Raw genomic sequence first — 25967 nt, forward strand, 5'->3', positions numbered from 1 at the left:
CGAAAAAGAAAGGAGGCTGCAGCAATGAAAAAACAATTGATATTTTTCTTTCTTTTTCTTTTTGTATTTGCCACGCCCGTTATGGCCAGGTCCTATCATATCGACGAAGCACAGATTCGCACCTGGATTAAGCCCAGTGGCAACGTTGTTATAAATGAAATTTTTCATTATACATTTGATGGAAAATACAATCACGTTATACGCTCTATCCACACAGATGGGCACGAGGGCATACAGAACTTTACAGCATATGAACTAAAAAATGCATCGGCAGAACCCGGCTTTGTTCAACAAGAAGATCTACAGCCATTGACAGCCACACAGGACGGGAGTACATACCGCGTTGATCTTCCTTCCGAGAACGAAACAAGGTCGGTTTTGTTTACATATGAACTTCTTAACGCTGTCCGTTCTTACGATACTTACAGCGATTTGACGATTCCTTTTTTCGGCACAGATGAAAATCATGATGAGACGATTCAAAATGTTACCATTGATGTTGTTTTTCCTGAGCCAATCCAGCCTTCTCAATATTACGCATTTATGCATGACCGGTTTGGATCAGTCGAAGAAAAAGGCGAGGAAGTAGTGCGTTTTGAAACACCGGAATCCCCGCTTTATTCTTTAACAGAAGTGCGCGTTCTCTTTCCGTCTTCCATCATGAAAATGACAGAAAAGTCAGCCGCTCCGGCCACTTTGACGGAAACAGTAGAAGAAGAAAACATGTTAGCGCAGGCTTTTTACAAAAAAGAGGACCAAAAGCAGCAGCTGACAACCATTTTAAAAGTACTGTCAGCCACTTCAATCGCGGGCATTCTCGCTGTTTTTTTGCTTCGCTTCCGGGGCCGGAGCCCGGGCACCTTTTCTTCTCTGCTGGATCATGACCCTCTTTATTTGTATATGATTGACCGGAATGGAAAAGCAGATGAATACGCTTTTTTAGCGGGCCTCTATTCACTTGTAGAGAAAGGAATAGCTTCTGTACAGACTATTCAGTCAGGCGGGCGATTTAAAAAAGACCCTGATGCACCGGATGAAACACTTCGTTTCAGGTTAAACAGCCGCGAGACAGCCGCTTCATGCGATCAAAAACTGATCGAGCTGCTTTTTAAAAACCAGTCTGTGTTTACGATCCAGAGTCTGGCCGGTTCAACAAAGCGCGAGAAAGAATCAAAGACTGGCCGCAATTTTCACAGCAAAGTGCGTTATTATCAGGAGCGGCAGCAGGAGTGGGTAGAATGCGCTATGGAAGAAATGAAAAACCAAGGCTTTTTCAGCGCTTTTATTCCTTCTCTTTTGAAAAAATTGATGCTGTTTAGCGTGTTTACTTTTATTTTATACGCATATAAAGCCGACTCCCTTGCCGTTTCAACAAGCATCGTTTACGGCACGATAAGCGCTGTTCTTCTGCTTGCCATCTGGCGCAAGCCAAAAAAACGCTGGCCCGCCTTTCTTTTTTACATCGTCTCTCTCTTTGCCGTGACGATGCTGTATGATATGAATACAGCAGACTGGCTTTTTGTATTTATTTTGCTGAATGCACTGCTTTATACTTTGATGCCGCGCTTTTTGCTTTCCAGTGAAGCTGCCGCCATCAAATCAGCTATTAAAAACTTCAAAAAACAGGAATTAGCATCAGAAAGGGATTTAGAAAAATGGATGATCCGCTCTCTTTTACTGAAAGCCGAACGTCCCGACGCAAAAACAACCACCGCACCGGCGATGGCTGCTACAGCTCCTCTTGCTTATTTGATACTAACGGACCAGGAGCCGATCCGCTATGTCGCGCGCACTTGGAGGTGGAGCGCACCTCCCCGATATTCTTCTTCCTCCAAAAATAATTGGGGAAGCCACAGCTTTTCAAGCGACAGCGGCGGAAGCGGCGGGGATGGCGGCGGTGGAAGCGGCGGGGATGGCGGCGGTGGTGCCGGGGCCGATTAACAGGCCCCGCATTTATCCTTTTTTAAAATCAGTAGCCTCTATAAGTGCTTGTTCTTCTGCTCCAATTCGCACAGCAAGCATTAAGGCATTAAGAAAAGTAAAAATCAGCGCTGTATAATACGCCTGGAATAAAAGCGGAATAATGATTAATTCCATCGTAACAATAATATAATTGGGATGGCGAACCCACCGGTACGGTCCCTTTTTTACTATCTTCGCCCCCGGGAGCACTATAATCTTTGTGTTCCAAAAAGGGCCAAGCGAACGAAGCGTCCATACCCTTCCAAGCTGAGCCAGCAAAAACAAAACAAGCCATACAGGCCACGCCAGACTGATTGATTTTCCCAGCAAAACCACTTCCGCTATTAGGCTGGCAAAAAAACTAACATGAAGAGCGACCATAAAGGGGTAATGGCGCGCTCCCGCTTCATATCCTCCCTGGCTGATCATCCACTTTTCATTCCGCCTGGCGATTACTAATTCCAAAAGCCGCTGGGCACATAAAAATGAAATAAACATCAAAAAAATGGAGTTCATCCTTCTTCCCTCCATTGCAGCAGCACAAGTTCTCCCGAAAAACCCGGCCCCAGTGCTGCCATTAAGCCATAATCCCCGTTTTTTACTTCATCACGCATAAACCGTTCAAGCACATACAAAACGGTCGGCGAAGACATATTGCCAAATGCGGACAGAATAGCACGGGAATGTGCCGTTTTTTCGCCCGGAAGCTGAAGCGTATCCTCATAAGCATCCAGTACTTTTTTGCCCCCCGGGTGGGCGACAAAATGAGCAACGTCTTTCATAGAAAGCTGCTGCTCAGCTAAAAAGTCATTTACGAAATCACCAAGCCAGTCACGAATAATCATAGGAATATCGCGAGAAAAAACAACATGAAGACCATTGTTTTTTATATCCCAGCCCATTACCTCTTCTGAATTTGGAAGCAGCTTTGATTCCGCTTTTAAAACGGAGGGGACAAGTTTTTTTGTATCCGCTTCTGCCTGGTCACCAGCCATTAACACACAGGCAGCTCCATCGGCAAATAAAGAAGTTCCCACTAAATTGCTTTTAGATCGGTCATTGCGCTGAAATGTTAAGCTGCATAATTCAACCGATAAAACCAGGACTTTCGCTTTCGGAAACGCCAGGCAATACTCATAAGCCCTGCTGATGCCAGCAGCCCCTCCGGCGCACCCGAGCCCCCAAACCGGAATCCGTTTTGTATAGTCGGAAAAGGGGAGACGATTCATAATTCTCGCTTCAATACTCGGTGTCGCCATACCCGAGCTTGAAATAAAAAAAATGGCGTCAATTTCACCTGCTGGCTGCGGCTGGTTTAAAAAGCGCTCGTCTTCAAGGCATCTTTTGACAGCTTCCACTCCATATTCAACAGCCTTCTCTATATACAAATCATTCCGTTCCTGCAGGCTGTGGTCTCTTTCGAACCACTCTAACGGCATAGCAAAATGACGCTTTTGAATCTGTCCATTTTGAAAAACAGCTAAAAGCCGCTCAATATCCCGAAAATGGTCTTTAAATAATTCCCTGGCAAACTCAGCCGTTTGATTCTGTTTAATGATATTCGGAGGGTGAAAGGTACTAACGGATACAATACTCGGCATATTCATCCCACTTTTCTTTTTTTTTACTCTTCCCTCTTCTTTTCTCTTTATACCGTTCTTCAAACGTAATTTCCATTATTTCTCACAGCGGCAAATAAAGAACTTCAGGAGGCAGCGTCCTGAAGTTTTTTATACGTTTAAAAGTAAAATGGAGTACGCAGCCGTTCCCGCTGCAAAAGCAGCAAAGCTGCTGTCCCGCTCTTCAGGAAGTTCTTCTTTTAACACATTTAAGATAAGCGCCCCGGATAAAAAAGCTACCAGGGCGGAAACGAGCATTTCCTGGAGCTGTGTAAAGAGGCCTACGCCCCAGCCGATCAGCACCGCAACTGCGAGAATCCAGCGTCCATATTTGTCATAAGTCTGCTGGTGTGTCTCCCTCATGCTTTGATCTATCGTTAAAAAGTGCACAGAAAGAGCCAAAAAATAAAATACCATCTCTCTTGCATGATTGAATTTTTCCTGTATAAGCAAATAACCGATCAGCATATTGTAAAAGAAAAAAACGCCGATATGAATCCAAAAAATACCGGAGCCCGCGTGCGTCCGTCTTTCTTTTGTTTTTCTTGTTACCGCATTTTCAAGTCCGTAAAAAAAGGAAATCCCCAACAGCGCCACAAAATAAGCATGGTTTTCAATAAATTGCAGTAAGTTGCTTTTTGTTTTTTCTAACACTTCCTGATGAGTATGCAGCTCCGGCAGAAGATGGACAAATACATACGAAACAGCTGCGCCGCCTGCAAACGAAAAAAAACGGCTCCGCGGAACACGCTTAATAAATTTCATATACTTTGCCGAAAAATGAATGACCGCAAAGCCAATCGCAAAAAAGAAGCTAAGAACAGCCATAAAACTCCCTTCCTTTCATCAACAAGGAGTTAGTTTCCCACCAGAAAAATGATTTAAACGCTTCTTATCAAAAAACTCTGCCCGCTAAAGCAGACAGAGTAGTTTGGGAGTGTAGACACGCATTTTATCATTTGCGAGACTGATTTTTCTTTACATAAAAGCTAATTCGCCATGTTTAAACAGATGCATGAGAATGAACTTCTTTTCTTGCCTCCCATGCATGCAGCAATCTAAAAATTGGCGGCATTACTAAAATGACCACGATGATCCGCAATACTTGAACAGCTACCACAAATGTTGCATCTGCTTGAAGAACAACTGCAGTAGTGGCCATTTCCGCTACTCCTCCCGGCGCAAAAGCAAGCGCTGCTGTCATAAAAGCAATTCCTGTTGCTTTCGAGACAATAAAGGCGCAGGCAAACATCGCTGCAATAAATAATGCGGTGCTAATAAACGCAATTAAAATTGTTTTTTTCAGCCCGGTAAACATTTCTTTACGGAACCGGGAACCGATTGATGCAGCAATCACAACCTGGGAAAGGATCATCACTTCATGCGGCCAGTACGGTGTGACATCATAACCGGCAGCGGCCGAAGTTCCTGACTGTACAATGGCCGTTAACAGCATACTGCCAAGCAGCCATGGTGCTGGAAACTTCAATTTCTTTCCGACATGATAACCGGCATATGCCGTAACAGAAAGAACGGCGGTCCATATAAGCCCGCTCCATTCGAATGCCGTCGCGGCAGCCTGCTCTGCAGGAACAGCCGATGGATGAAAAACAAGAGCAGAAACCACAATCGGAATAATAAAAATAACAAGAAATACACGCATCGTCTGCAAAATGCTGACAACTGCTGTATTGGCACCGACTTCTTCAGCAATACCCGGCATAGCGGACAGGCCGCCCGGCGCTGTGCTGAAAAAGCTTGTCAGCATATCCGTTTGGCTAAACTTCCATAAAATGAAACCAGAGACAAGTGAAAAAACGATCGACAGAAGCAGCATAATGATAATAACTGCCCAATCTTTTTGAAAAACGGCAAGAACCGATAAGTTTATTTTTTGTCCGAGTTCAATACCCAGAATGCTTTGCCCAGTGTAGAGCCAGTATTTCGGGATTCCTTTCTCCCCTACAAAACCCGGCTTTGCAAAAGACAAAAGCATAGCGGCCAGCAGCGTTCCGAGCATCCACCCGATAGACAGGCCTGTTAAGGAAAGCAGCAAGCCGCCGATTGCACTTATTGCAATAAACAGCCATTTTGTTTCTTTCATTTGTATTCCTTCTTTCTGTTTCCTGTACAACTTACTATAATATATAATAAGAGATAAATAAAATATTGTTTTAATATGATTAACGATAAATTTTCATTATACCTGAAGGGAAGGTTAGCACTTGGACAAAAAAAACTGGCTTGTTTTGCAAACGCTTTACGAACACAAAAATATTACTCATGCCGCTCAGGTTTTGTATATTTCACAGCCAGCTTTAACAAACCGGTTAAAGCAAATGGAAGAAGAGTTCGGGGTTCAAATTGTTACACGGGGCAGACGGGGCATCCAGTTTACCCCTCAGGGAGAATACCTGGCCAGATGTGCTGATGATATGATTCACCGAATGCAGCGAATTAAGGAAAACGTTTTAAATATGGAAAATACCATGACTGGAACACTCCGGCTCGGCGTTTCTACTTTTTTTACCGATTATAAGCTTCCCGGTATTTTAAAGCTTTTTAAGGAAGAATATCCGAACGTTGAATTTAAAGTAACAACCGAATGGAGCAGCCACATTACACATTTAATTTATAACCAGGATGTTCATGTCGGATTTGTAAAAGGAGATTACGGCTGGAAAGACCAGAAAAGGCTTCTTTTCGAGGAAACGATCTGCATCGCCTCAAAGCAGGAGATTGACTTGACTCATTTGCCTGACATGCCGCGGATTGATTACCGCACTGATCAGAACTTAAAAATGGTGGTGGATCACTGGTGGGCCGAAAATTATGCAAAACCCCCGCTCATCAGTATCGATGTCGATAAAGCCGGAACCTGTAAAAACATGGTGGCGAACGGACTTGGGTATGCGATCCTGCCAAGCATGATTTTAGAGGACTTGGAGGGGCTTCATAAAATTGAATTAACAGATAAAACCGGCAAGCCAATTATCCGGAAAAGCTGGATGTTTTTTCACGAAGAGTCGCTTCAGCTAAACATCGTCAAAGCATTTGTTGAATTTATTGAACGAATTGATTTAAAGAACATTCATTAAGCATACAAAACATCCTTTCCGCCAATGGAAAGGATGTTTTCATATTAAATACTTTTCAACGCTTCGCCAATAGATTGTTCCCCGGACACCAGATCAAATGAACGGTTAAAGGTATGGGCTTCTCCCAGCACGCGGAAAATAACCGAAGCAACATCCTCGCGTGGGATTGATCCGCGTTCAAGCTGCTCACCCGCTTTTACTTTTCCGGTTCCCGGCTCATTTACTAATCCGCCCGGCCGGACAATGGTATAGATTAAAGAGCTTTGTTCAACAGCCCGGTCCGCATAATGCTTTGCCGCATAATAAGGGCGAATTTGATCGCTCCAGTTTTCACGGTTGTTCGCCTGCAGTGCGCTGACCATGATAAACCGTTTTACGCCGACTTTTTCTGCAGCTTCTACCGTTTTCACGGCTCCATCCAGGTCAATGAGAAGCGTTTTGTCCAGACCGGTGTGGCCTCCGGAGCCGGCAGTAAAAACAACGGCATCACAGCCGCGCACCGCACCTGCCAGTTCATCAACACTCCCCTCAAGATTGGCAATTACCGTTTCAACGCCTCTCTCTTTAAATGCCTCTGCCTGCTCTTGCTTCCGCACCATAGCACGCGCTTCATGTTTGTCGCTCTCCTGCAAAAGCTCAATAAGTTTTTGTCCGATTTGTCCGTTCGCTCCGACTACTAAAACCTTCATTGTAAATGAGCACCTCTTTCCAAATCATTTCCTGCTCATTATTTCAAAAATGATTTCTTGAATCAAACAAGACGACTTGTGAACCCGATTTGATACCTGTATATTCTCAGGGGAAATTTTGTTCTTGCTGTTTAGAAGCGTTCCGTCCATATCGATGGCAATCAGTTTCATAGCGTTTCATCGAGCAGAGCCGAAAGCCCATCCGCTGCCTGCTTTTGCCCAAACATCATATACGGTCCCGCCTCGGCCATTACCCCGCCTGCTTCAGTAACGAGAAGCTGCCCTGCAGCGATATCGTAAAAGGCCGGGTTCATGTAAAGCGCCGCATCCCATTTTCCGGCTGCAATATAAGCCAGCGTAACAGCCGCTGTTCCAATAATCCGGACCCGGTATACATCATTAACGATTTTCGCCAGCAGCTCCAGCCGCTGTGCATTCGCTTCTTTATTGCCATCTTTGGCAAAATCGCTGTGCGAAATAAAGGATTCGGATAAAGGAACATCCCGGACATGAACCGGCTCGCCATTCCTGAAGGAGCCGCCTTCCTTTGACGCCCAGTATGTTTCATTTAATCCAGGCAGATCAATAACTCCCACAACCGGCTCTCCTTTGTATGTAAGCGCGATGGAAACGCCGTATTGCGGCACGCCGATGCTGTAATTAATCGTGCCGTCAATCGGATCAATAACCCATTCATAGTCACTGTCTGCTTCAATTGTGCCCGCTTCTTCGCTGAAAATACGATGCTTTGGATACTTGACCTGAATACGTTCAATAATGAGCGCTTCTACCTTCACATCCATCTCTGTGACAAAATCCTTCGCTGCCTTCATTGTCTGGTTTCCTGCTTTTCCAGCATACGGCAGCAAAAAAGCACCTGCTTCCCTGCCAAGCTCAATCGCAAACGTTAAGTATTCGTTGTGCATCGAATCTCTCCCATCATTATATGTATAACACCATCATATCAAAAAAAGGGCCGGCTCCCCAGCGCTTCAATGCACCAGAGGGCCGGCTCCCTTTAATAAACACCGCGGATATGCTGCTTAACGTTCTTTTCGTAAAATGATTGAATGCGCTTTTGTTCATCTTCTGTAAAAGAAGGTGTATTAAGTGCATTTAAGTTTTGTTCAACCTGTTTTGTATTCTTAAAGCCAGGAATGATACAGGTTACTTCCGGATGATCTAAAATCCAGCGCAGCGACGCTTCCGCCATGGAGCCGCGCCCCTCGGCAACCCATTTTAACTCATCCGCAAGCTCGACTCCTTTTTGAAAGCCCAGGCCGGCAAAAGTCTCACCAACATTAAAAGCATTGCCGTCATTATTAAAGTTGCGGTGGTCATCTTCTGCAAAGGTGTCCGTTTTCTTGAATTTGCCGGTCAGCAGGCCGCTTGCAAGCGGAAGCCGGACAATAATTCCAACCCCCTGCTCCTTCGCTCTTCGAAAAAGCTCCTCCGCCGGCTTCTGGCGGAATATATTGAAAATCACCTGCAGGCTTTTTACATTGGAATGCTCCAGGCAGATCAGCCCTTCTTCCACGCTTTCCACACTGACCCCGTAATGGCGAATTTTCCCTTCATTTTGCAGGCGGTCAAGCACGTGAAACACTTCGCCGTCTTTTAAAATCTGCGTGGCCGGACAGTGAATTTGATACAAATCAATTCGTTCACGCTCCAGCCGCTTTAAGCTGGCTTCGCAGTAATTGTTTACTTGTTCATACGAATATGTTTCCGGCGCCTCAATATCACCCTGCCGGCAAAACTTGGTAGCTATGTAAACTTCATCTTCTTTTCCTTTTGTTGCTTTTGCCAGCAGCTGCTCACTGTGCCCATCTCCGTAAACATCGGCTGTGTCAAAAAAATTCACACCCTGGCCAATTGCATAATCCAGTGCTTTTAATGATTCTTCATCGGCTGTTTCTCCCCAGGAGCCGCCAATAGCCCATGTACCAAAGCTGATCTCACTAATTTTCAGTCCCGTATTGCCAAGTTCACGATAATTCATTTTATTCCTCCTCTTAAAGAAAACGCATTCACAAAGAAAGTATAATCGATAAACTAAGAAAACAAAAGTATCAGGCCTCAGATAGAGACCTGATACAAGATTAGCCGCCAATATACGACATACCGATTTTTTTGCGGCTTTTCGCGGTTTGCTCTGTTCGTTCGTCTGAATAACGATCGCTTCGTCTTTCCCATACTTCTCTGACAGCCCGGGCCAGCTCTCCGTCCGACGCGCCGGAGCGGAGAATGCTTCTTAAATCAAACCCTTCTGTCGCAAACAGGCACGTGTAAAATTTCCCTTCTGATGAAACTCTGGCCCGCGTGCAGGAGGAACAGAAGGATTCTGAAACGGAAGTGATAAAACCAATTTCCGCATCAGCATTTTTATAGCGGTAGCGGCCAGCCACTTCTCCAAAATACCGGGCTTCAGCCGGCTCAAGTTCTTCAGTTTCCTGAAGAAGACCCAGTATTTCCTTTTTCGTGACAACCTGTTTAAAGCTCCAGCCGTTGTCCGTACCGACATCCATAAATTCAATAAATCGGAGTGTAATACCCCGTTCTTTAAAATAAGCGGCCATCGGGACTACTTCATGGTCATTGACTCCCTTTTGAACCACCATGTTTACTTTTACTTGAAAGCCGATCGACTTCGCATAGTCAATATTTTCAAGTATCCGTTCCGGGCCAAGCCCGCGGCCGTTCATTTTCCCAAACGTTTCTTTGGATAATGAATCCAGGCTCACATTCAGCCGGCGCAGCCCCGCTTCATATAATGCATTTCCATACTGCTTTAAAAGCAGCCCGTTTGTTGTAAGTCCAATATCCTCCAAACCATCAATTGCCGTCAGCATCCGAATCAGATCAGGCAGATCTCGCCGAAGAAGCGGTTCTCCACCGGTCAAACGAATTTTTTTTACCCCAAATGCCACAAACAGCTTTGCAAGACGAGTTATTTCTTCGAATGAAAGCAGCTCGCTTTTTGGCATAAACGCGTAGTCATCCCCAAAAATTTCTTTCGGCATACAGTACGTACAGCGAAAGTTGCATCTGTCTGTTACGGAAATTCGCAGATCACGCAATGGACGCTGAAGAGTATCGGTTATGTTCAAAGCGCTCAGTCCTTTTCAAATAGTTTTAGTCATCCTCCGCTGACCGGGGGAATAAAAGCAATATGGTCACCCGGTTTTATCGGTTCTGTCTCAAGCACATATTCTTCATTAACCGCCATCTGTACGGCAGAAAAGTCAAACGCAGGATATGTGTTTTTCGCCCATTGCAGTACGTCAGCCGCTGTACCAGCCTCCCACGGCAGGCTTTCTTCGGCTTTCCCCGCCGTTTCTTTTAACCCGGCAAAATAATAAAGGTGAATCATTCCTGTCCACTCCCTTGCTCTGGTTTGTACGATTGGCCGCCAATCCACTCTTCTCCATCTTCCCATATTTCCTTTTTCCAAATCGGCACGACTTTTTTTATTTGCTCAATCGCATATTCATTTGCTTCATAAGCCGCTTTTCTATGCGGAGATGATACCGCAATCACGACCGCAATATCCGAGATAGACAGTTCACCAATTCGATGGACAATCGCGACACGCGAGCCCGGCCATTTTTTTGTTATTTCTTCTCCAAGCTGCGCCAACTTTTTTTCAGCCATCGGCACATATGCTTCATACTTTAAATACATGGTCCGTTTCCTATTTGTCCATTCACGGACTGTCCCCGCAAACAGAGTGACTGCTCCCGCTCCCGGATGTGTGACATAGTCCATATATACAGCCGACTCAAGCGGCTCCTCTGTTACATGAAATGGTTTTAATTCAGCTCCCATGATGACACTCCTTCCTCAGAACCGATAATCAGCACATCAACCTCGTCGCCTTTTTGAAAGCCGCGTGTGCCGCCCGGCAGCACAATAAATGCATTTCCTCTCGCTATTGAAGTAACCGAATTCGATTTATTAAAACCAGCCGGACGGACACGCGCTCCCGCCGGCGTTGACTCATACACCGCTCTAATAAACCGGTTAAATGGATTCGGCTTTGTATAATCATCATCAAGCACCGCTTTTTCATATGGCAGAAACGGCTTCCTATTGCCCATCATTGCCAGAATAGCCGGACGTGTAAATAGTTCAAAACCAACAAAGCAGGCAGATGGATTTCCGGATAGCCCGAACAAAAAAGTGTTGTCTGTATGTGCCACTGTTGTTACGCTGCCAGGGCGCATCTGGACTTTGTTAAACAAAACATCCGCTTCGAGCCGTTTATACACAGCGGGCAGAAAATCAAAGTCTCCAACCGAGACACCGCCGGTTGTTATCACGACATCACATTCAGCCGCCGCTTTTTTGACAAGCTCAAAGCAGGCGTCTTCATCATCCGGCAGCGAGCCAAGCAGGCGGCAGCCAATTCCCATTCGTGCCAGCTGTGCTGCAATCATCGGACCATTTGAATTGCGTATTTTCCCGGGCTGAAGCGGCTCACCGGCTTCAACGAGTTCAGTTCCGGTCGCAAGCAGGCCTACGACCGGTTTTTTTGACACAGTTACTTTTGCATATCCAAAAGTGGCGAGCACCGCTACAACTCCCGGATTTATAAACGTTCCCGCTTCTGCAATGATTTCCCCTTCCCGCGCATCTTCTCCCTTTAACGAAACATTTTCAAGCGGTCCAAAGGGCTTACGGATTGTAAAGGCATCTTCATCAATAACAGCCTGCTCCAGCATTACCACAGCATCGGCTCCAGCCGGCAGCGGCGCGCCGGTCATAATCCGGACCGCTTCCTGCTCGCCAACTGTGCATTTCGATACAGCACCGGCTCCAATATGATCAATAACACGAAAAGCCACGCGTGTTTCTCCAGAAGCACCCTGTGTATCTGCTGAACGGACAGCAAAGCCGTCGTAAGGAGAACGATCAAACGGGGGAACATGGTGGCTCGCGCGCACAGGCTCTGCTAAAATCCGCCCGTACGCTTCATGAAGCGGCACAGTTTCCTTTTCCAGCTGTGTCACCCGTTTCATCACTCTCTCTATTGCTTCTTTTACCGGCACTGGCTTTCTTTTTTCAACCATCCTGATTCCCTTCCTTTCTTTTTCCCATGCTATACTGAAGTCATCTATGAATTGAAAGGATGACCAATATGTCTGAACTTACGCATTTTAACGAGCAGGGACGCGCTAAAATGGTTGATGTTTCTGAAAAAGCGGAAACCGTCCGCCTGGCTGCTGCCCGCTCTTCTATCCAGGTTAATCAATCGATCTATACTCAGATCTCAAATGGAACCAATAAAAAAGGGGATGTTTTCGCTGTTGCCCAGGTAGCCGGCATCATGGCCGCCAAACAAACGTCTTCAATTATCCCCATGTGCCATCCGATCCCGCTCACCGGTGTTAACATTCTTTTTGAATGGGATGTGGACGAGAAGGCAGACCGCTATGTTATTTTGATCAAAGCGGAAGCAAAAACCAAAGGTGTAACGGGCGTAGAAATGGAGGCATTAACCGCCGCTTCAGCCGCCGCATTGACCATTTACGATATGTGTAAAGCCTCCGGCAAAGAAATGGTGATCGGGCCGACTTATTTACAGAAAAAATCGGGCGGAAAAAACGGCGATTATGAACGCGGCCAGTCTTAAGTGAGGCTTTCTGCTTTTCATTACCCGAAAATACACCGGGCTACGGCATTAAAGTGATGTTAATCCTATGAGCATCCTATCAGCCTTATGTTTTTCATTTTCTGGCTTCATGAAGCAAGTGCGCGGCCTCCGGTAAAATTAATTTTCGCATAGCGAGATGAACAGCGCCTTTTGATCCAGGCAGCGCGAAAAGCAGTTTTCCGCTGCCCGCTGTTCCAGCCACAGCTCTCGACAGCATAGCCCGGGTGCCGATGTCTTCCGTTAAGCTTAAATAGCGGAAAAACTCTCCAAATCCCGGTATTTCTTTTTGCAAAAATGGTTTTACCGCTTCAACGGTCACATCACGCGGCGCAATTCCCGTGCCCCCGGTTGCGATGATTATGTCCATTGTTTCTTTCTGCAGCCAATTTTGAATGGCTTCACGAATTGCCTTCTTTTCATCCGGTACAATCTTATATCCAGAAATGCGATGTCCGCTTTCTTGAAGCAGCGCCTGAATGTGCAGGCCGCTTTTGTCTGTCTCGGGAGTCCGTGTATCACTCACGGTCAGTACAGCCGCGGAAAACCGGGTTTCATTTGAAAAATCAACTGACATGCTTTCCCTCCTATCAGCCAAACAGCTGATTATATAGTTTCATTGCCTGTTTCACATCCTGAAGGCCATGAAAAAACAAACGGCCATTTTTAAAAAGAACAATCCGGCTTTCCTCTGTCAGGATTTGCAGAAAATAAGGCGTCCGCTTTTGCGGCAGCTCCAATTTACGGGCAATTTTTTCCCCATCGTCAAGCGTCAATTTCCGGCCTGAACCGGGAGTCAGCTGAATCGTATCACGGCCGCACAGAAGCGCCGCCTTTGTCTCTTCTGATTGATTCAAGGCAGGATAGGTCCGCTTTGCACCGCAAGCCGGGCAATCCGGACGCTTCATCTTTCGGATGCCGAAAGAATGCTGCTCATTTGTCCATGAATCGACCCGAAGCATTTCCGTCCGCACCGCCTTCTCATTGCCTGTCAGCCATTTCATTGCTTCCGCACACTGGAAAGCCGCGGTTAGATGCACAGCCGGCGCAATCACTCCTGCCGTGTCACACGTTTCAGCAGATGAGGGGATAACGGGAAGAAGACAGCGGAAGCAGGGGCCTTCTTCTGGCAAAAACGGCATTACCATACTCGTTGAGCCGACACAGGCTCCATAGATCCAGGGAGTTTGATGCTTCATGCTGGCATCATTTATGACGAGCCGCGTTTCAAAATTATCCGTGCCATCAAGAAGGAGATCGCTTTTTTGGGCAAGCTGCTCAATTAACGCGGCATCCGCATGATCCATCCACGTTTCAATCTCCAGACGGCTGTTAACCGACTTCAGCCGCTTTTTCGCCGCTTCAACCTTGGGGACCATCTCCCTGGCGTCTTCTTCTGTATAAAGAGGCTGCCGGTGCAAATTCGATAATTCTACATAGTCACGGTCAACAAGCAAAAGCTTCCCTATGCCCGCGCGCGCCAATGTGTCTGCTGCTGCAGAGCCGAGCGCGCCGCAGCCAATAATGGCTGCAGTGGAATTCGCAAGCTTTCTTTGGCCCTCTATACCAATCGGATAGAAATTTTGCTGCTTTTCAAACCGGTTTTCCATTTCCCCACCTCTTCCTTTTTAAAGCTTATATATATGGAGGCATCCTGCCTGCTTTTCATCAAATCTAAATTCTGTTTTTTCATTTTAACATAATCTAATTATCCCCGCGCTTTTGAAAACTGAAGGGCGCCTCCGAATAATGAGGCGCCCTTTTTTATTATCCTTTTGACAATGTAAATTTATCAATTGTTCTTCTGAGGACTTCCACTACCAGAGAGCTTTGTTCCGAGTCAAAACGTACCTCTTTAATGAGCTCGGCCATTTTCCCGGTTGATTCATCCACCTGCTCCACCGTCCGGGCATTTTGCTCGTTGATTACCGCGATGTTCCCGATGATATCTTTCATCTGGTCCGTGACATCCGGCTGTGAGTCCGAGCTCTGCACCATAGAAAGAAGCACATTTTGAACATTGTGGACCACATCAACTCCGCTCGCTACTTCTTCACTGCTGTCACCAATCGCTGAACGAACCTGCGCGGAGCTTTGTTCAATTTGGTCAAGTGTGTTACTTATTTCTTTGGTTGCGCTGGTTGTTTGGTCAGCAAGTTTACGGATTTCAAGAGCAACCACTCCAAATCCTTTTCCATATTTGCCCGCACGTGCCGCTTCAATTGCAGCATTCAGCGCCAGCAGGTTTGTCTGGTAAGCAATTTCATTAATTGTGCCGACAATACTGCCGATGCTGCCTGATAACTTTTTAAACTGATTAGTGATGAACATTGCTTCATTGACTTTGCCGACAATCACATCCATCTTATTATTAATTCCAGCTACTTCGTGCTGTGCATGTGCAAGCTGGTCCTGGGACTGCTGCTCAAGCTGTGACAGCGTAATGCTCACCTGGTCAACCTGCCCCATTGCCTGCTTTACTTCCCGAACCTGCTGCTGAATGGCTTCAAGCATTTCACCCATTTGTTCAATAACAAGAAGAGAGTCCTCTTCAGCAAATCCCGCTTTTTCACGAAGAGATTGATTGGTTTCCTCCACATCGAGCGCTGCTGCTTTTACTTTCCTCATCAGCTCGTCCTGGCTGTCGATCAAATTGTTTACCCAGCGGCCAAGTGCACCTGTTTCATCATGAAACAACAGCTTTGAATCAAGCCGGCTTGTTAAATCTCCGCCGCCTTCTGCGATAGCCCGCGTAATATCGGTCATTTTTCGAAGTCTTTCAATGATGGGCTGCAGGCTTCTTTTATAGAAAACAGCCGAAACTCCGGCCCCGTATGCAAGTCCGATTAAGACGTCTGCCCACACCGGTATAAAAGGTGTCATTCTTAATGACTGCTGAAGAAGAATGCCGGCAAATAAAAATAACATAAATTGCTTGATGAGACGCCAGCCAATCGACCGTGTACGGTAAACTTCTTCTAAATCCCCTTCACACATCATTCCCCAGACGTCCGGGGAGCCGGGCATTTGAAATGTCACCCCTTTACCAATAACAGGAATATGCCGGTAATCGGAGTAACCGGGAAATTCAACAAATAAATTACTCCCATTCCGTATGGTATTGGCTACACCCGGATGAAGTTCATTTGTGGCAGGGTCTGTAAACCGAATTTCAAATTCGGTATGATTTTGAATACGAACAGTTCCCCATTGCTTTGTATGTATGCCATCTTTTAAATTTTCTCCGTGCGTAAATGTCCGGTCTTCAAAGCGGCTGCGTGACAAAGCCGTGCCGGGGATAATAGAGGAATTAAAGTTAGATTTGGCCATAAATAAATAATTATCGCCGGAATCGGGATAAATGTGGCCCGCTTCACGCTGAATCAAATCACCCAGTACATCGTTTGGAATGCGGGCCGCGATTAATTGCTTTACTTGCCCTTTCTCTGTAACCGGCTGTAAAAAAAACAATGTGACTTCATCATGAAAATGAGAGGATTTCGATCCGATTTTTCCTGTATCCGGATCTATATAAGGGCCCAGAAGAAACGGTTTTTGTCCGCGAAACGCTTCATTCGCTGCTTTACAAATGCCTGAATCCGACTGCTGCCCTCTGCGCCCGGAAAAAGTCGAACAATCAACAGAACCGGCTTCATTTAAAATAAACAGCTCCGTTGCGTAGCGGTTTTTTTGCAGCTTTTTCAGTAAATAAGCATCGCACTCCCGCGGTGAAATATGGGGCCATTCCTGTGCCATCTTTCCAAGAAAATACCATTGTTCTTCTGCCCATTCGGTTAACAGCATCATTCTTGTACGGGCGATACCTTCAAACACTTCTTCTACGGATTCTTTTGTACTCCGGTTTAACCGGTATGACCACCAGAGCGGAAGCCCTTCTTTTATATCCAGCCATCCGAACATGCTCATTTTCATCACCGCCTAATAATGTAAGTAAACATTACATGATTTTGTTATGAAAGTTATTATATTCCTGTTTTCCTTTAAATTCAATACTTTTTTCCTAAAAAAGCGGATGGTTTAACAAATAATTTGTTAAACCATCCGCTTCTTTCTTATTTTACATACCTATTAACCAGTTCTTTTAGAATACCAATACTTCATTACTTATACTCTCCAATTATTTCAACAGCTTTTTCTGTTACTTCCGTGTTAATAGCTTTATCGAAATCCAGTTCTCCCCGGATTGCCCCATTTCTTTTATACATTTCATATTGGCTGCGAATGTCCTCTGTAAACATTTTTCCGTTCGGGTCAAGTCCTGTAACAAATACTTCTTTCCATACATCCGCTTCTTTTAAAGCGGTGTACTCTGTCATAATTTCAATGATTTCCGCTTTATCCTCGCCCTTTTTAAAGGCATCGTTGTAATCGCGGACTCCTTTTAAATAAGCTGCCATAAACCGCAGGGATACGTCCTGTTCTTCATCGATAAATTGCGGTGAGCCAAGCACCATGGCAATTTGTGCTTCGGGTGCAAAATCCGTTGCATCGCCAAAACGGACATGAATGCCTTCTGACACTCCCTGAGTGATAAGCGGTTCAATTTGCAGAGCCGCATCAATTGAGCCGTTTTGAATCGCGGCCAGCATATTGCCAAAATCCGGCATCAATACAAACTCAACGTCACTTTCCTTTAAACCCGCTTCTTTCAGCATCAGCTGAAAAATATAATCATCTACTGCGTGCTCCGTGGAAACCGCAATTTTTCTGCCTTTTAAGTCACTGTACTCCTTAATTTCATTTTGTTTATCTGCCCCGATTACAAAAGTAAAATACGATTTTCCTTTCACGTTGTGCCCTTTATCTGCAATAATTTTCACATCAATCCCCTGGGCAATCGCATTAAAAAAGGATGCAGAGGAAATACCTCCCGCAATATCCACTTCACCGGACGCAAGAGCCGGCAGCATATCATCACTGTTTGCAAATGTCGCAAACTCTACTTCAATATTGTAGTCATCAAAATATCCTTTTTCATTGGCAATGTAAAAGCCGGCGCCTGACGCAGAACCGTCTTCTGCGATAATCACTTTCGTCTCTTTGCTTAAAGGAGCCAGGTCACCGGACGGGTTTTCTTTGCTTACATCGTTGTTGACCTCTACCTTTTCCTCCTCTGCGCAGCCTGCCAGCAAAACCAGCATTCCTAACATTCCCAGCCACTTTTTCATCGGGCTTCCTCCTTTACTTTCTTGATCCCTGCACCTCTTCCTGCAAATGCCCCCATATCTTCAAAAACCTGTCGGCCATTTCAGGGCTGGAGCGGACATCTTCCAATTTTCTCGGGCGCGGCAGATCAACATTTATCTCCTGCACTATTTTGCCGGGCTGTGCACTCATCAGCAGTATCCGGTCACTTAAATACAGTGCTTCATCTATACTATGGGTAATAAACAAAACGGTTTTCTTCGTTTCAGACCAAATGGCTAACAGCTCTTCCTGCAAAATATACCGGTTCTGTTCATCTAAAGCGCCAAACGGCTCATCCATAAGCAGAATTTCCGGGTCATTTGCAAAGGCCCGCGCAATGCTGACCCGCTGCTTCATCCCGCCGGACAGCTCTTTCGGATACATTTTGGCGAATTTAGAAAGCCCCACTTTATTTAGAAAGTAGGCAGTTCGTTCATTCACGTATGCTTTTGGCAAATGGCGCATAGTAAGGCCGAACGCTACATTTTCTTCCACTGTCAGCCATGGCAGGACGCCACGTTCCTGGAAAACCATTGACTGGCTCGGACGGTTTTGGTCGCTTTTTTTTATTTCAAAATGGCCCGAGCTCTGCTTTTCAAGTCCAGCTAGTATGCGAAGAAGTGTCGTTTTCCCACACCCGCTCGGGCCAACGAGGCAAACAAACTCTCCCTCTGCAATATCGAGTGAGATCTTTTCAAGCGCTGTTACACTATTGCGTTTTTTATAAAACACTTTTGTTAAATTCCGGATCAATATTTTCGAATGTGAGTTCATGCTGTCACCTCCATGGAAGTAATTTTCGCTGCAGGCCTCTCAGCAGCAGGGAAAAAATGTACCCGAAAAATGAAATAAGAATCAGCCCGACAAACATTTCTTTTAATAAAAATGCGCCGTAGGATGTCCAAATCAAGTAGCCGATTCCTGATTTTGCTCCCATCATTTCAGCAGCGACAATTGTAAGAAGGGCAATGGCCTGGCCCATCTGAATTCCTTCCAGCATAAAGGGAAGTGCACCGGGCAGCGCAATTTTTAAAAAGAAGTCTTTTTTTCCCGCCTCATAGTTTTTCGCCACGTCCAGATAAATAGACTCAATTGAAATAACACCGGCGACTGTATTGATAACGACTGGGAAAAAGACGCTTCCCGCAATAGTTACGACTTTTGATACTTCCCCAATTCCAAAAATAATTAAAATAATCGGCAGCAATGCAAGTGTGGGAATGGGCATGAGCGCCATAATAAGAGGAGAAAGGAAATGTCTGATCGGCGCATATAGACCCATACATAGACCGAGGATAACTCCGGGAATAACACCGAGTAAGAATCCTGCGAAGATTCGAAATAAGGAAATATTTATGTGGTAGAACAATTCACCGCTCGTGATTAAATCAATAAATGTAGAGATAATGGCTGTAGGAGGCGGAAAAAACCGCGCATCAATCAGCCCGCTTTGTGATAAGAACTGCCACACCAGCAAAAGAAAGATAGGGGAACAAACAGTGAGCCATGTTTTAAACCGCTTCTGTCCCTGCTGCTTACGCCATTCCTGCTTTTCCATTTCAATGGGATTTTTCGGACCCTTCATTTTCACCACCTCTTCTTCAAAATATATGCAGGAAGCTGAAAATGTGTGCCCCGGACAAACACCCGTCACTAAAAGCAGCATAGTAGGCTGCGGGCTGGCGGCTTCGCCCGTTCTTTTTCAGGAAAGAAGAGACGATGAACGATTAATGGCGCTTTGTTCCTTATGAAGAAGGAAGAAAAACAAATTTTGCTGTTTTCCTCCCCACAAAGACGGCAGGCGCGGGGCACAGACTCCAATGGGACTAGCAGGACAGCTGAGATCGGTGGAGACGGCAGGCGGAAAAGAACTCAGCGTGTGCCCGTGGAACGCGAAGGTCTGCGAATGCCGTTTCACTCACCCTGGCTAAGTACTGTTCTCATGTGCTTTTTAAGAAACAATATGTAAAAATCATTTGTTCAATTATGAAGTAAATAACTTTGTCTACAAATTGAAATCAGCCGGCTCCTGCGAGGAGCCGGCTGTTTTATCATTTATTTTTTCCGATGATAGCCTTTTTCCCCGTATGGCTGTGCTTTTTCCAACCATTTTTCTTCGAGCTTCTCAAGAGCCCTTTTTTCATCAAAAAAGCCTGTTTCCGGCTTTTTCAGGATTTCAAGAATCTCAAACTGAAACGCTTCCTTTCCAAATTCATTCCATTCATCCTGAAGAGCTTTATAGGTGCTTGTTCCTGCTTGAAGTTCAAATTTACGCCCTTTTAACGTTTTTATATTACGTGTGCTGCCTATAAACACTTTTCCGTTTACTGTGTTTTTAATTTGATAAATTCCTGCTTCCGACTTTGTTTCTTTGAATTGCCGCTTCAGCTCTTTTTTTCGGTCCATTTTTATTCCTCCCTTATTCACTGATACAGTATTCGCTTCCATCAGGCGTGCGGTTTAAAAATCCGTACTCAATTAAATACCTTCTGACTTTTGCGTAATCATCAAAGACCGTTAACAGGAGCTCATTTGCTTGTTTTTCGTTATAAATTTGTCCTGGATTAAATTTTTTCGCGACTTCCCGCATAATAATCAATCTTTGCTTTTCTCTGGGCGGGAATGCCAGCAGGACGCCTTCAGGCATAAACTTTTTTATTATTTTCTCTTGTTCTTCTTTGGTGATATTGTAGCGGCTGTCGATCATTTTCGCCTGCTTATGCGGCGGAACCAGCGCGGGAGCATGCTTATCTTTTTCTTTTAATAATTCCATTATGGTTAAAAACATTTTCGCCTGCCGTTCTTTTTCTTTTAACACAAAACGATGGTTCCGAATTGTTGAAGAACTGCCAACCCCCATTTCTTCCTGAACCTCTTTATCGCTTTTCCCTTCATAAAAAAGGCGCAGCAGCTTATTTTGATGGTCTGTCAGCCCTGTCAGTTTTTTGTCCATTTCCATAACAGCTTTAAATACCGAGCCATGCTTTTCTTCAATATGAATTTTCATGTAGCGCTCCGCTTCATACAGCGTCTCTTTAAAGGGATAAATAACTCCTTTTTCAAGCTCTATCCCGCATAGCAGGCAATTAAAAGAACGCTCTTCTTCAATGTATCCTTTTTTCAATTCAGCAATCGAAGCATTCCAAAAATCTTCCGATAAACTCATTTACTAAACACAACCTTTTTTAATCTAATTATTAACAAACATTTTATTTAATTGTTTGTAAAAAGTCAATTAAAAAAACCGTCCTTAAAAAAGACGGGAATGAAAATATTTTATTTAGTTTTCTATTTCCCAATTATTTATACAGCTTCATTCAGCCTCAAGCTTGTTTAAGGCTGGCTGCTATTCAGCTTTCCAAATGTCCTTTAACTTCCAGGCAGTAAATGAAATAAGCCTCACTTCACCGTCATCGGCAAACAATTCAATACGCCTGCTTTGCTCTTTCGGATAAATACGGCCGGTCATCACCACTTCACCATTGTTGACAAATAATTCAATGGACGAGCGGTCAATAAAAAGATGCAGTCTGATGACAGCTGATTCGTTAACTTTTGCTTTACGAACGCCCCCTTCTCCTTCTCCTGACTGGCTGCGGTCGAAAACTACCCTTCGGCTGGCAGCTTCATAACGGATAACTGTTTTTTCTCTTCCGTCTTCTGAACAGCGGACATGTAAGCCAAATGACGAGGCATTGCGCGCTTCAAATTCCGCAACAATCTCAAGTTTATCACCCGCTAAATGCAATTTCTGAATCCCCGAAATACTCATCGGGCCGGCGATTGTTTTTTGACCGCGGAGCTTTTCCAATTCTTTAACCGGCCGCATAATCAATTTTCCGGATTCACTGAAAGCAAGCTCACGCGGAAGAGTAAGGGCTCCTGCCCAGCCATGCGCCTGTTCCGGCATCTTTGCTTCCCACATATTCATCCAGCCGAATAAAATTCGCCGGCCCTGGTAATCTTTGAATGTCTGGGCTGCATAAAAGTCAAAGCCTTTATCAAGTTCTTGAAAATCCCCGTATTTAAATGAAGCCGTCTCATAATCGAATTCACCAATAAGCACCCCCGTCTGGTACAGATTTTGAAAGTCATCACCCGACGGCTCCATTCCTTGAGGAGAGAAAACAAGTATATGACGGCCCTCCAATTCAAAAAAATCCGGGCATTCCAGCATAAAACCGAGCTTGCCTTCACTTTTTACAATCGCTCCACGATCCTTCCACGATAATAAATTATCAGATTCATACAAGTGAACATTCCCCTGCTTATTTTTCTGACTGCCGACAACCATGTACCACCCGCCATTATGATTCCACACTTTTGGATCTCGAAAATCGGCACCGGCTCCTTCCGGCGGTTCACTAATAACAGGATTTTGCGGATGCTTTTCAAAATGGACACCGTCTGTGCTTACCGCAATACACTGCACTTCTTTTATTTCATCTCCGCTCTCTGCATGGCCTGTGTAAACAAGCGTCAATACCCCGTTATCATCGACTGCACTGCCAGAAAAGCAGCCGTCTTTGTCATATGCTGCACCGGGTGCAAGAGCAATCGGCAAATGCTCCCAGTGGACCAGGTCTTTGCTTTTTATGTGGCCCCAATGAATCGCTCCTGGTTTTACATCGTATGGATGATGCTGATAAAATACGTGATACTCCCCCTTCCACTGAATCAGCCCGTTTGGATCATTGATCCAGCGGGCTGGCGCCATAATGTGATAGCCAGGCCGATAATGGCTTTCTGCCGCCTGTCCGGCCGCTTCAAAAACTGCTTTCTGTGCTTTCTCAATCGCTTTCTTCATTTACAGCTGCCTCCTTGATCTTGGAAATTCTCTCTTGCCATGCACGCCACTCTGCATCAACCTATCCCCTCTACTATATTACGAGTAAACATTGTATACTCATTTATATCTCTTCAATTTTCAAAACAGCGGGTGTTTGCCTATATAGGCTGAACAAATGATGTTACACACATCAACGGCCAGTGCAAAAAGCATCTTTCAACTCATATAAAAAAATAGATTGTTAATATTGTTTCTGGCGGCCTGGTTTTTCATCAAAATAAACAGTGGATATTATCTTGTTGTATAGTAGAAATATAAAAGAAATGGAGTGAACAACCGTGAAAACTATTGCAGATATTGCAAAGATCGCGGGCGTGGCAAAAAGCACGGTATCACGCTATTTAAATGGCGGTTCAGTAAGCGAAGAAACAAAGAAAAAAATTGAATTGGTAGTCCAAGAGACCGGGTATGCCCCAAATGCCTTTGCACAGAGCTTAAAAGCAAAAAAAACAAATATTATCGGCACCATTATTCCCCGTCTGGATTCTTATGCCACATCCCGTACGCTTATGGGAATTGATGAGCGTCTGCGAGAATTAAATTATCATATGCTTGTATCAAATACCGGTCAGGATTTAAAACGTGAAATTGAAAATATTTATACCCTCGCCAAACAAAAAGTGGCCGGCATTATTTTGCTTGCCACGGAAGTAACCAATGCTCATTTAAAAGCATTTGAGGAAATTGATGTTCCGGTACTGCTTGTCGGCCAGCAGCACGAAAGTGTTTACAGCCTTGTGCATGATGATGAAACGGCCGGTTATGCGATAGGCAAATATATTGCACAGCGGGGACACAAAAAAATCGCTTTTCTTGGTGTTGGTGAATATGATGTGGCTGTAGGTGTAAACCGCAAAAAAGGATTTGCCCAGGCAGTTGGTGAACACGCCGCAGATGTGGAAGCCCGCTTTTTTGAAACAACCTTCAGCATGAGTGATGCTGCTGAGCAGGCATGCCGGATTTTAGATGATTTTTCTCCATCGGCTATTGTATGCGCCACAGACAATATTGCACTCGGCGCTATGAAAGCAGCCTACCAAAAGCAGCTTCAAGTACCAAGAGACCTTTCCATTACTGGCTTTGGCGGCTATGAGGTTACTGCAATGACAAACCCTTCTTTGACGACGGTCCATATACATTTTAAAGAAGCAGGACAAACGGCGGCTGATCACATAGCTAAACTTGTAAAGGGAGAAGAAGTACCAAAGCTGGCTTATTCCCGTTTTGATCTTATTTTGCGAGAAAGTGTTGACATTCGTACAATGCATAATTTATAATCTATTTGAAATCGGTTCCCAAAACCGTTTTCATTTTTTAAAAATCAAATTGGAACCGGTTCCTAAAATCGGTTATATTTTTCGGTTTTTTTGGAACCGGTTCCTATCTATTTGTTAATTATTTTTTAGGGACTAATACGCTTCGCCCACAAAGGAGGAAATAGTGTGAATTACAATGAAATCGCCCGGGATACGCTTGAAGCCATCGGCGGCAAGGAAAATATCGCTGCCGCTGCACATTGTGCTACCCGCCTGCGCCTCGCTCTGCATGATGAGTCTCTTGTTAACCAGGAAAAGCTTGATTCAATGGAGAGCGTCAAAGGCACATTCTCAACCGGCGGCCAGTTCCAAATTATTTTTGGCTCCGGCACTGTCAATAAAGTGTATCAGGAATTTTCAAAAATGACCGGTACAGAGGGAATGTCGACAGCAGACGTAAAAAGTGCAGGTGCCAAAAAGATGAATCCGCTCCAGCAGCTTGTCAAAATGCTGTCTGATATTTTCGTTCCAATTATTCCAGCGATTGTTGCCGGCGGTTTGCTGATGGGCCTCAATAATCTGCTGACAGCCCAGGGATTGTTTATTGATGGAAAATCTTTGATTGAAGCCTATCCAAACATGGCGGATCTTGCCGCTCTTATTAATACCTTTGCCAATGCCGCCTTTGTTTTCCTGCCTATTTTAATCGGCTTTTCTGCTACCCAGCGATTTGGAGGCAATCCCTATTTGGGGGCAACACTCGGTATGCTGATGGTTCACCCGGACCTTCTTAATGCTTATAACCTTGGAGATGCCGTTATCAGCGGCGACATTCCTGTCTGGTCCATTTTCGGTTTTGAAATCGAAAAAGTTGGTTACCAGGGAACTGTTCTGCCTGTACTGGCCGCGTCATTTATTCTGGCTAAAGTAGAAACATTTCTTCGGAAAGTGATTCCATCTATTTTTGATAATTTACTGACACCGCTTTTAACTATTTTTATTACCGGCATTTTAACGTTTACGTTAGTCGGCCCTATTACTCGTTCAGCCGGCAACCTTTTGTCAGATGGTTTAATTTGGATGTATGATACAACTGGTTTTATCGGAGGCGCTTTGTTTGGCCTTCTGTATGCCCCAATTGTTATTACCGGCATGCATCACAGCTTTATTGCGGTAGAAACACAGCTGCTTGCAGATATCGCAAAAACAGGGGGATCGTTTATCTTTGTTGTCGCTACGATGTCCAATGTAGCTCAGGGGGCTGCCACACTTGCCGTCTTTATGATGACAAAAAACAAAAAGCTGAAAGGGACAGCTTCTGCTGCCGGTGTTTCTGCCCTGCTCGGCATTACGGAGCCTGCCCTGTTTGGTGTTAACCTGAAGCTTCGTTATCCATTTATCGGCGCCATTATCGGTTCCGCCGTAGCAACTGCTTTTGTAACATTCTTCAAAGTGAAAGCAATCGCACTGGGTGCTGCGGGGCTTCCGGGCATTATTTCCGTTCAGCATGAAGGGCTCGCCCAATATGTTATCGGTATGGTCATTGCCATTGTCGTTGCTTTTGCTGTTACGATTGTGCTTGGGAAACGAACGGAAAAAAAACAGGCTGTTCAAGAAGCGGCTTAAAACGTTA

The 25967-nt window shown here is 44.9% G+C and carries 26 protein-coding genes; 5 read left to right on the plus strand and 21 right to left on the minus strand.

Going from position 1 to position 25967, the window contains the following annotated elements; genetic code table 11:
* Nucleotides 1-24 precede the first annotated feature (24 nt).
* Nucleotides 25-1941 (plus strand): DUF2207 domain-containing protein, encoded by a 1917-nt coding sequence (locus VP98_RS13205; RefSeq protein WP_046175856.1) that lies wholly within the window; start codon nucleotides 25-27, stop codon nucleotides 1939-1941.
* Between the two features lie 12 nt (nucleotides 1942-1953).
* On the opposite strand, the gene VP98_RS13210 is transcribed toward VP98_RS13205, so the two are convergent.
* The 4 genes from VP98_RS13210 to VP98_RS13225 form a co-directional block, all read right to left on the minus strand.
* On the minus strand, nucleotides 1954-2478 hold the full coding sequence (locus tag VP98_RS13210; RefSeq protein ID WP_046175857.1) for an isoprenylcysteine carboxyl methyltransferase family protein: 525 nt from the start codon (nucleotides 2476-2478) through the stop codon (nucleotides 1954-1956).
* Nucleotides 2475-3563: a type III polyketide synthase gene (locus VP98_RS13215; protein ID WP_046175936.1), complete on the minus strand. Its 1089-nt coding sequence runs from the start codon at nucleotides 3561-3563 to the stop codon at nucleotides 2475-2477. The genes VP98_RS13210 and VP98_RS13215 overlap by 4 nt, the downstream gene beginning before the upstream one ends.
* A 129-nt stretch (nucleotides 3564-3692) precedes the next feature.
* Entirely contained in the window at nucleotides 3693-4409 is a 717-nt protein-coding gene (locus VP98_RS13220; RefSeq protein ID WP_046175858.1) for a hypothetical protein, read from the minus strand.
* A 175-nt stretch (nucleotides 4410-4584) separates the two neighbouring features.
* Entirely contained in the window at nucleotides 4585-5685 is a 1101-nt protein-coding gene (locus VP98_RS13225) for an AbrB family transcriptional regulator (RefSeq protein WP_046175859.1), read from the minus strand.
* A 121-nt stretch (nucleotides 5686-5806) separates the two neighbouring features.
* Here VP98_RS13225 and VP98_RS13230 point away from each other — a divergent pair, with 121 nt between their 5' ends.
* Complete coding sequence (locus VP98_RS13230) at nucleotides 5807-6679, plus strand: LysR family transcriptional regulator (RefSeq protein WP_046175860.1); 873 nt, start codon at nucleotides 5807-5809, stop codon at nucleotides 6677-6679.
* A 44-nt stretch (nucleotides 6680-6723) separates the two neighbouring features.
* Here VP98_RS13230 and VP98_RS13235 read toward each other — a convergent pair whose 3' ends face one another.
* The 8 genes from VP98_RS13235 to VP98_RS13265 form a co-directional block, all read right to left on the minus strand.
* Complete coding sequence (locus VP98_RS13235) at nucleotides 6724-7368, minus strand: SDR family oxidoreductase (protein ID WP_046175861.1); 645 nt, start codon at nucleotides 7366-7368, stop codon at nucleotides 6724-6726.
* A gap of 24 nt (nucleotides 7369-7392) precedes the next feature.
* Complete coding sequence (locus VP98_RS19450) at nucleotides 7393-7539, minus strand: HAD family hydrolase (RefSeq protein WP_156151392.1); 147 nt, start codon at nucleotides 7537-7539, stop codon at nucleotides 7393-7395.
* Nucleotides 7536-8294, minus strand: coding sequence for an inositol monophosphatase family protein (locus tag VP98_RS13240; protein WP_046175862.1), 759 nt, complete (start codon nucleotides 8292-8294; stop codon nucleotides 7536-7538). Before VP98_RS13240 ends, VP98_RS19450 begins: the two co-directional genes overlap by 4 nt.
* Before the next feature lie 92 nt (nucleotides 8295-8386).
* Nucleotides 8387-9370 carry an aldo/keto reductase gene (locus VP98_RS13245; RefSeq protein WP_046175863.1) on the minus strand — a complete coding sequence of 328 codons (984 nt, stop codon included), beginning with the start codon at nucleotides 9368-9370 and terminating at the stop codon, nucleotides 8387-8389.
* Between the two features lie 100 nt (nucleotides 9371-9470).
* Complete coding sequence (gene moaA, locus VP98_RS13250) at nucleotides 9471-10487, minus strand: GTP 3',8-cyclase MoaA (RefSeq protein ID WP_046175864.1); 1017 nt, start codon at nucleotides 10485-10487, stop codon at nucleotides 9471-9473.
* Between the two features lie 20 nt (nucleotides 10488-10507).
* The gene (gene moaD / locus VP98_RS13255) at nucleotides 10508-10741 is read right to left on the minus strand and encodes a molybdopterin converting factor subunit 1 (protein WP_046175865.1); all 234 of its coding nucleotides are present in this window, start codon (nucleotides 10739-10741) and stop codon (nucleotides 10508-10510) included.
* Nucleotides 10738-11196 (minus strand): molybdenum cofactor biosynthesis protein MoaE, encoded by a 459-nt coding sequence (locus tag VP98_RS13260; protein ID WP_046175866.1) that lies wholly within the window; start codon nucleotides 11194-11196, stop codon nucleotides 10738-10740. The genes moaD and VP98_RS13260 overlap by 4 nt, the downstream gene beginning before the upstream one ends.
* Nucleotides 11181-12440 carry a molybdopterin molybdotransferase MoeA gene (locus tag VP98_RS13265; RefSeq protein WP_046175867.1) on the minus strand — a complete coding sequence of 420 codons (1260 nt, stop codon included), beginning with the start codon at nucleotides 12438-12440 and terminating at the stop codon, nucleotides 11181-11183. The genes VP98_RS13260 and VP98_RS13265 overlap by 16 nt, the downstream gene beginning before the upstream one ends.
* Before the next feature lie 68 nt (nucleotides 12441-12508).
* Between VP98_RS13265 and moaC the strand changes: the two genes are divergently transcribed.
* Entirely contained in the window at nucleotides 12509-13003 is a 495-nt protein-coding gene (gene moaC / locus VP98_RS13270) for a cyclic pyranopterin monophosphate synthase MoaC (protein WP_046175868.1), read from the plus strand.
* Between the two features lie 94 nt (nucleotides 13004-13097).
* Here the strand turns inward: moaC and VP98_RS13275 are convergent, their stop codons facing one another.
* From VP98_RS13275 to VP98_RS13315, 9 genes are all read right to left on the minus strand, one after another.
* Nucleotides 13098-13598 (minus strand): MogA/MoaB family molybdenum cofactor biosynthesis protein, encoded by a 501-nt coding sequence (locus tag VP98_RS13275; protein WP_046175869.1) that lies wholly within the window; start codon nucleotides 13596-13598, stop codon nucleotides 13098-13100.
* 13 nt (nucleotides 13599-13611) lie between these two features.
* Nucleotides 13612-14631 carry a ThiF family adenylyltransferase gene (locus tag VP98_RS13280; RefSeq protein ID WP_046175870.1) on the minus strand — a complete coding sequence of 340 codons (1020 nt, stop codon included), beginning with the start codon at nucleotides 14629-14631 and terminating at the stop codon, nucleotides 13612-13614.
* 157 nt (nucleotides 14632-14788) lie between these two features.
* On the minus strand, nucleotides 14789-16948 hold the full coding sequence (locus tag VP98_RS13285; protein ID WP_046175871.1) for a methyl-accepting chemotaxis protein: 2160 nt from the start codon (nucleotides 16946-16948) through the stop codon (nucleotides 14789-14791).
* 194 nt (nucleotides 16949-17142) lie between these two features.
* On the minus strand, nucleotides 17143-18210 hold the full coding sequence (locus tag VP98_RS13290) for an ABC transporter substrate-binding protein (protein WP_046175872.1): 1068 nt from the start codon (nucleotides 18208-18210) through the stop codon (nucleotides 17143-17145).
* Between the two features lie 13 nt (nucleotides 18211-18223).
* Nucleotides 18224-19003 carry an ABC transporter ATP-binding protein gene (locus VP98_RS13295; RefSeq protein WP_046175873.1) on the minus strand — a complete coding sequence of 260 codons (780 nt, stop codon included), beginning with the start codon at nucleotides 19001-19003 and terminating at the stop codon, nucleotides 18224-18226.
* A gap of 4 nt (nucleotides 19004-19007) precedes the next feature.
* Nucleotides 19008-19814 carry an ABC transporter permease gene (locus tag VP98_RS13300; RefSeq protein WP_046175874.1) on the minus strand — a complete coding sequence of 269 codons (807 nt, stop codon included), beginning with the start codon at nucleotides 19812-19814 and terminating at the stop codon, nucleotides 19008-19010.
* 470 nt (nucleotides 19815-20284) lie between these two features.
* On the minus strand, nucleotides 20285-20635 hold the full coding sequence (locus VP98_RS13305; RefSeq protein WP_046175875.1) for a GIY-YIG nuclease family protein: 351 nt from the start codon (nucleotides 20633-20635) through the stop codon (nucleotides 20285-20287).
* 13 nt (nucleotides 20636-20648) lie between these two features.
* Nucleotides 20649-21395 (minus strand): DUF2087 domain-containing protein, encoded by a 747-nt coding sequence (locus VP98_RS13310; protein WP_046175876.1) that lies wholly within the window; start codon nucleotides 21393-21395, stop codon nucleotides 20649-20651.
* A 180-nt stretch (nucleotides 21396-21575) separates the two neighbouring features.
* Nucleotides 21576-23036 (minus strand): glycoside hydrolase family 32 protein, encoded by a 1461-nt coding sequence (locus tag VP98_RS13315; protein ID WP_046175877.1) that lies wholly within the window; start codon nucleotides 23034-23036, stop codon nucleotides 21576-21578.
* Between the two features lie 320 nt (nucleotides 23037-23356).
* Between VP98_RS13315 and VP98_RS13320 the strand changes: the two genes are divergently transcribed.
* Nucleotides 23357-24355 carry a LacI family DNA-binding transcriptional regulator gene (locus VP98_RS13320; RefSeq protein WP_046175878.1) on the plus strand — a complete coding sequence of 333 codons (999 nt, stop codon included), beginning with the start codon at nucleotides 23357-23359 and terminating at the stop codon, nucleotides 24353-24355.
* Nucleotides 24356-24520: 165 nt separating this feature from the next.
* Nucleotides 24521-25960, plus strand: coding sequence for a sucrose-specific PTS transporter subunit IIBC (locus VP98_RS13325; RefSeq protein WP_046175879.1), 1440 nt, complete (start codon nucleotides 24521-24523; stop codon nucleotides 25958-25960).
* Nucleotides 25961-25967 lie beyond the last annotated feature (7 nt).

Source organism: Domibacillus indicus (assembly GCF_000970685.1).
GTDB lineage: Bacteria > Bacillota > Bacilli > Bacillales > Domibacillaceae > Domibacillus > Domibacillus indicus.

Bases quoted from the DNA above. Each gene is read 5' to 3' on its own strand.
- VP98_RS13205 (WP_046175856.1), top strand. From the start codon at position 25: ATGAAAAAACAATTGATATTTTTCTTTCTTTTTCTTTTTGTATTTGCC.
- VP98_RS13240 (WP_046175862.1), bottom strand. From the start codon at position 8,294: ATGCACAACGAATACTTAACGTTTGCGATTGAGCTTGGCAGGGAAGCA.
- VP98_RS13280 (WP_046175870.1), bottom strand. From the start codon at position 14,631: ATGGAAAACCGGTTTGAAAAGCAGCAAAATTTCTATCCGATTGGTATA.
- VP98_RS13245 (WP_046175863.1), bottom strand. From the start codon at position 9,370: ATGAATTATCGTGAACTTGGCAATACGGGACTGAAAATTAGTGAGATC.
- VP98_RS13310 (WP_046175876.1), bottom strand. From the start codon at position 21,395: ATGAGTTTATCGGAAGATTTTTGGAATGCTTCGATTGCTGAATTGAAA.
- VP98_RS13275 (WP_046175869.1), bottom strand. From the start codon at position 13,598: ATGTCAGTTGATTTTTCAAATGAAACCCGGTTTTCCGCGGCTGTACTG.
- VP98_RS13260 (WP_046175866.1), bottom strand. From the start codon at position 11,196: ATGGGAGCTGAATTAAAACCATTTCATGTAACAGAGGAGCCGCTTGAG.
- VP98_RS13305 (WP_046175875.1), bottom strand. From the start codon at position 20,635: ATGGACCGAAAAAAAGAGCTGAAGCGGCAATTCAAAGAAACAAAGTCG.
- VP98_RS13265 (WP_046175867.1), bottom strand. From the start codon at position 12,440: ATGGTTGAAAAAAGAAAGCCAGTGCCGGTAAAAGAAGCAATAGAGAGA.
- VP98_RS13315 (WP_046175877.1), bottom strand. From the start codon at position 23,036: ATGAAGAAAGCGATTGAGAAAGCACAGAAAGCAGTTTTTGAAGCGGCC.
- VP98_RS13285 (WP_046175871.1), bottom strand. From the start codon at position 16,948: ATGAGCATGTTCGGATGGCTGGATATAAAAGAAGGGCTTCCGCTCTGG.
- VP98_RS13295 (WP_046175873.1), bottom strand. From the start codon at position 19,003: ATGAACTCACATTCGAAAATATTGATCCGGAATTTAACAAAAGTGTTT.
- moaC (WP_046175868.1), top strand. From the start codon at position 12,509: ATGTCTGAACTTACGCATTTTAACGAGCAGGGACGCGCTAAAATGGTT.
- VP98_RS13290 (WP_046175872.1), bottom strand. From the start codon at position 18,210: ATGAAAAAGTGGCTGGGAATGTTAGGAATGCTGGTTTTGCTGGCAGGC.
- moaD (WP_046175865.1), bottom strand. From the start codon at position 10,741: ATGATTCACCTTTATTATTTTGCCGGGTTAAAAGAAACGGCGGGGAAA.
- VP98_RS13225 (WP_046175859.1), bottom strand. From the start codon at position 5,685: ATGAAAGAAACAAAATGGCTGTTTATTGCAATAAGTGCAATCGGCGGC.
- VP98_RS13215 (WP_046175936.1), bottom strand. From the start codon at position 3,563: ATGCCGAGTATTGTATCCGTTAGTACCTTTCACCCTCCGAATATCATT.
- VP98_RS13235 (WP_046175861.1), bottom strand. From the start codon at position 7,368: ATGAAGGTTTTAGTAGTCGGAGCGAACGGACAAATCGGACAAAAACTT.
- VP98_RS19450 (WP_156151392.1), bottom strand. From the start codon at position 7,539: ATGAAACTGATTGCCATCGATATGGACGGAACGCTTCTAAACAGCAAG.
- VP98_RS13220 (WP_046175858.1), bottom strand. From the start codon at position 4,409: ATGGCTGTTCTTAGCTTCTTTTTTGCGATTGGCTTTGCGGTCATTCAT.
- VP98_RS13210 (WP_046175857.1), bottom strand. From the start codon at position 2,478: ATGAACTCCATTTTTTTGATGTTTATTTCATTTTTATGTGCCCAGCGG.
- VP98_RS13300 (WP_046175874.1), bottom strand. From the start codon at position 19,814: ATGAAGGGTCCGAAAAATCCCATTGAAATGGAAAAGCAGGAATGGCGT.